This is a genomic window from Natronomonas sp., from assembly GCF_046710025.1.
In the GTDB taxonomy this organism is placed as follows: Archaea; Halobacteriota; Halobacteria; order Halobacteriales; family Haloarculaceae; genus Natronomonas.
On the sequence record NZ_JBKEGK010000187.1, the window covers coordinates 1 to 5,117 of the forward strand.

Genomic DNA, 5,117 nt, shown 5'->3' on the forward strand with positions numbered 1-5,117 from the left:
ATGGCCGGGGCAGCCCGGCTGTGGGAGCAACAGGAGCTCCCCCGAGCGGCGTACCCGTTCGGCGTTGCCGGCGCCGGCCTCGTCGGCGTCGGCGTCCTCGCCGTCGTCTCGCCGGATACGGTTGGATTCTTCCTCTCGCAGTTAGAGCGCGTCGCCGGCCTCGGGACGACAGACACCGTCGCGACGATCGGGGAGGCTCAAGCCCCGCGCGATCCGCTCGGGCTCTTTTATCGGAACTACGGCCTCGGCTTCTACACTGCGATCGTGGGCGTTTTGCTCGTGCTGTATCGAGTCGTCTCACGGACGCGCCCCAGAGCTGACTACCTGCTGGTCGCGGTCTTCGGGGCACTCATGCTGTTGTTCACCCTGACGCAGAACCGCTTCGAGATCCACTTCGTGATCGCGGTCGCCGCCGCCAACGCCTATGTCGTCGGCTGGGTCTTCCAGTTCGTCGATCTCGACGACGTTCGAAAGGACATCGCGAAAGTCAAACCGTACCAGATCCTCATTGTGGTTGCGATTCTCTTCGTCGTTGCCGGTCCGCTCGTCGCCACGGGTGCAACGCTTTCGACCGCAGACAGGGCCTCACAGCCCGGTGAGATGGAACAGTGGGGCGAGAGCCTCGATTGGCTCTCCGAGGAGACTCCACAGGTCGGTGCCTACGGCTCGGGGGATAATCGGAGTCTCGAGTACTACGGAACGTACGACGAGTACAGTGTGGGTGACGACTACGAGTACGGTGACGGCGAGTACGGCGTACTCGCGTGGTGGGACTACGGCCACTACATAACGACACGCGGCGAGCGGATCCCGGTTGCGAACCCCTTCCAGCAACACGCCACCGAATCGGCCGACTTCCTGCTCGCCGACAACGAGACGGAAGCCATCGAAATCCTCGACGAGGACCAACCCGACGGCGAGGGCGTCCAGTACGTGATGGTCGACTACCCGCTCGGCTACGCCGGCACGCAGAAGTACAACGCCCCGACGGCATTCGAGTCCAGACACAACGTAAGCGGCGGCGATGTCGGTATCCAAGTAGTCAACCAACAGGGCCAGCGGATCTACGGTGCCCACACCCAGCGTGGCTACGAGAGCATGCGCGTCCGGCTGTATCAACACCACGGGAGCGCACAACGAGCCGGGCCCGTGACCGTCAACTTCGGCCAGTACTCCGAGGCAGACGGCGTTGCGACCCTCCCGGAAGGGGCGGCCGGACTCAACGACCTGTTCACCCAGCATGACAGTGTCGAGGCGGCTCGCGAGGCCGCCGAAAGCGACCCGACCGTCGTCCATGGCGGCGTCTTGGGTCAGCAGGCCGAGCGGACCGAGGCACTTGAACACTTCCGGCTGGTTCATGCCGGTGGGCCGACTACCCAGTCGCCGTTTGACCGGCTCGTTCCCGGCCAGACGATCGGCGACAGCGAGTCGTGGGTGAAGACCTTCGAACGCGTCGACGGCGCAACGGTCGAGGGTACCGCCCCGTCGAACACTGAGGTTCGGGCGACGGTCGAGATGAAAATCGGATCGACCAACGAGACGTTCACCTACACGCAGTACGCCGACACGGACGACGAGGGGAACTTCGAGATGACCGTCCCGTACTCGACGGCTGGCTACGACGAGTACGGCCCTGAAACGGGCCACACGAACGTCGACGTGCGCGCAAACAGCAGTTATCAGTTCATCGCCCCCGAAGCCGGAGCCTTCGGTCAGGCAAACGTGACCGAGGGCCAGGTCGTCGGCGACGATGAATCGCCGGTTACGGTCGACCTCGAGGTCCCGCAACTCGGCACCCAGCTCCCTGAGGGGGATACGACGGGAAGCGAAACGACTGAGAGCGATGCCACGGGTACCGACGGCGGAAGCGGCGACGGCACCGCTCCCGAGAGCCGGGTCGCGGCCACCGGATGAGCCGATCGGCCGGGGTCCGCGCCTGGCTCTCGGTGTATCTGAAGGGCGCGTGTATGGGAGCAGCCGACACTGTCCCGGGGGTCTCCGGTGGGACGATCGCGGTCGTCCTCGGGATCTACGAGCGGCTGATCGCAGCCCTGACAGCGTTCGATCCACGCGCGGTCCGCTACCTCCGAACAGTTCACACGCGGGCAGGGCGTAACGCCCTCGCCGCCGAACTCCGTCGGGTAGACGCCCCCTTCCTGATTATGCTCGGGTTGGGGGTACTGTCGGCCGCTGCGACCGTCGCGACGGGTATGCACGCCGCAGTCACGCGGTTTCCGGCTCCAACGTACGCGTTCTTCTTCGGGCTCATCGGCGCGTCCGCGGCGGTGCTGTATCGCCACGTCAACGTCGACACTGGGCTTCGGGTGGCCATCGCTGCTGTGGGGTTCTTGATCGCCTTCATCGTTACCGATCCATCCCTTGCCGGCGCGCGGCCGACGACGCTGCCGGTGTTGTTCGTCGCCGGGGCCATTGCTATCTCGGCGATGATACTCCCGGGGATCTCCGGGGCGTTCCTGTTACTCTTGATGGGGCAATACGAGTACGTCAGCGGGGTCCCGAGACGGATTATCGAGGGGATCGGGGCCGCCTTATCGGGCGATATCGGGCCGTTCGTCGATGCTCTTGTCCCGCTCACAGCATTCGGCTCGGGTGCGCTCATCGGACTGTTCTCGGTCGCTTACGCCGTTCGGGCCGCCCTGCGACGGTACCGGGAGGCGACGTTCGCCTTCCTAGTTAGCCTGATGCTCGGCGCGCTCAGGCTCCCTGCACGGGAGGTGGTCAAGAACACTGCGACGATATCACCCGGATCTGTGGCGATAGCGGGCGTGCCGGTCGCCTGCGGCGTCCTCGCCGTACTGGCGCTGGATCGGTACACCGAGGAACTGCAGTACTGACGGCTTTCGGAGCCATGGTCCCAGCGTGGATCAAACCGCGGGGTCAGCCCTGTTCGGGTGGGCGTCCCTATAGAATAATACCCTTCGTCGCAAATGAATGTTGTATGGCTGGCCGACCAGCCCTCACGACGCTCGCACTCTGTCTTGGGACGTTTGCCGTCCAGACAGTCGGTGGCATCCTCGGAATCGGTCCCGGGGCGTTCGCGCTGTCGCTCCCGCTTTTCCACCAGCCGTGGACGCTCATAACGAGCGTCTACGCCCACGGCGGCGTCGGTCATCTCCTCGCGAACGCCCTTGCGTTGCTCGTCGTCGGTCCGCTCGTGGCCTACGTGACGACAGCGGCGCGTTTTCACACGTTCTTCCTCGCGACAGGTGCAATCGCAGGAGTCGTCCAAATCGTCGTTGCGGTCCCGTTCGGCGGGAGTGCCGTTCTCGGTGCCAGCGGCGCGATCTTCGCGCTTCTCGGCTACCTGCTGGTCGGAAACCGCGCCTCCGAGCGCGTTCTCGCGCGGCTCCCGCTGGGGCGCCGCGGCCGACTCGCCGTCTTCGCCACGCTTGCGGCGCTTCTCACCGCCGCAACGGCCGCCCCGGGCGTCGCGCTCGCTGCCCATTTTACCGGATTCTGTCTGGGTGCCGCCGCCGGCCGGTTTCGGATGCTCCACGTTCGTTCGGGCGACGAGCGGCGATCGAGACATTAGTGAGCGACGGGCAACAGACAGCGAACGGCAGACGATGGCCGGCGACAGCCGATCGGACACAGCGGACAACACACAACACCAAAGGCCCCCTCCGCCGACGGTTGGCGTATGTACGAGGCCGTCCACGCGCACCCCGACGGGCGGGCGACGGTCGCCCGACTCGCGAAGCGCGCCGCGGCGTGCGGCTACGAGGGGGTTGTGGTCCGAAACCACGGCGACGCGCAGGCGGACTACGACGCCGACCGCATCGCCGAGTCGTACGGCGTCGATGTCGTCCCTGGGATCGAGATTCGGGCGACTGAGGCCAGCCGCGCCAGCGGACTGATCGGAAACTACCGCTCGAAGCGGCCCGTCGTCTGCGTCCACGGCGGCGAATTAAACCGCTTTGCAGTGGAGCAGCCACAGGTCGACGTGCTCGCCCATCCGATGGACGGTGGCGATGTCAACCACGTCCTCGCGAGGACGGCTGCCGAGAACGGTGTCCACCTGGAGTTCAATTTTGCCCGGGTACTGCGGGCCGACGGCGGGGAGCGGGTGCAGGCCATCCAGGGGCTTCGAAAGCTTCGGGAGTTGGTCGAACACTACGACACGCCCTACGTGGTCTCTGCGGATGCCGACTCACATCTGGCGGTGCGGGCCTCAAGAGAGTTGTGTGCCCTCGGCGAGGTGATCGGCTTCGAGGGTGAGGCTGTCGAGGCGGGACTGCGGGCCTGGGGCGACATCGTCGAGCGGAACCGAGAGCGGCTCTCCGGGACGGTCATCGAGCCGGGCGTTCGGATCGAGCGGCCGGGGGGCGAACGGTCACGAAAATAAAGCCGGATGACGATCATAACTACCGGTTTCGCAGGGTCACGACTCATTTAAATATCGGGCGATCGAACAGAGAGATATTCAGATGCGTCGTCGCACGTTCCTCGGGTGTCTCACCGGTAGCGGCGTCCCGCTTGCGGGGTGTAGCGACGGCACACCGAAGCGGCTACCCCAGTCCGTGGACTCCGATTCCGGCTCCGAATCGACCCCGGGGGCGGGCAGCGGAGCGTCCGCTGGGGAAAACACCCAGTCAGATCCCGGATCGACGGTGACAACGCGGGTCAGCGCTCCCCCGCGTCAGCGCGTTGGCCTGTCGTTTACGCTTCGAGTCGTCGTCGAGAACAACGGTGAGGAGCCACGAACAATCAGCAGGACGGTCCGCGATCTAACCGGCGGCGGGACCGTCGGTGGATTCTCGGCGGTTGTCCCGCCGGGCGGGCGGCACTCATGGGAGAGCCAGCCGATAACCTACGGGTCCATCCCGACCTTCGGGACCGCCACCTTCGAGATCGAGGAGACCGGCCGAACGGTCGGGGTCCGTCTCTTCGAGTCACTTCACCCTCGGTCGTCACACACCTACGAGGACGGCCTCGAACTCAAGTTCGAAGGCGTCCGCATCCTCCGTGCGTACGCCCACGATGTCGACGGCGAACGGCGGTGGCAGACCGTCGAGGACGGCTTCCGGTTCGCGTTCGCGTTCCTGTCAGTGTCGGGTGTGCGCGGTGACCGTGTGATCCGGCCGCCGCCGTCGCGA

Annotated in this window: 5 protein-coding genes; all 5 read left to right on the top strand. The window is 65.6% G+C overall.

What is annotated here, in order from left to right; genetic code table 11:
• Positions 1-1,914, top strand: a 1,914-nt coding sequence (locus ACI944_RS11500) for an oligosaccharyl transferase, archaeosortase A system-associated (RefSeq protein ID WP_411719197.1), incomplete at its 5' end; no start/stop codon positions are given.
• Positions 1,911-2,855: a DUF368 domain-containing protein gene (locus ACI944_RS11505; RefSeq protein WP_411719198.1), complete on the top strand. Its 945-nt coding sequence runs from the start codon at positions 1,911-1,913 to the stop codon at positions 2,853-2,855. The genes ACI944_RS11500 and ACI944_RS11505, both read left to right, overlap by 4 nt.
• Positions 2,856-2,959: 104 nt before the next feature.
• Positions 2,960-3,553, top strand: coding sequence for a rhomboid family intramembrane serine protease (locus ACI944_RS11510; RefSeq protein ID WP_411719199.1), 594 nt, complete (start codon positions 2,960-2,962; stop codon positions 3,551-3,553).
• A 108-nt stretch (positions 3,554-3,661) separates the two neighbouring features.
• The gene (locus ACI944_RS11515; RefSeq protein WP_411719200.1) at positions 3,662-4,366 is read left to right on the top strand and encodes an RNase P subunit p30 family protein; all 705 of its coding nucleotides are present in this window, start codon (positions 3,662-3,664) and stop codon (positions 4,364-4,366) included.
• A gap of 82 nt (positions 4,367-4,448) precedes the next feature.
• On the top strand, positions 4,449-5,117 hold a 669-nt coding region (locus ACI944_RS11520; RefSeq protein ID WP_411719201.1), incomplete at its 3' end, for a hypothetical protein.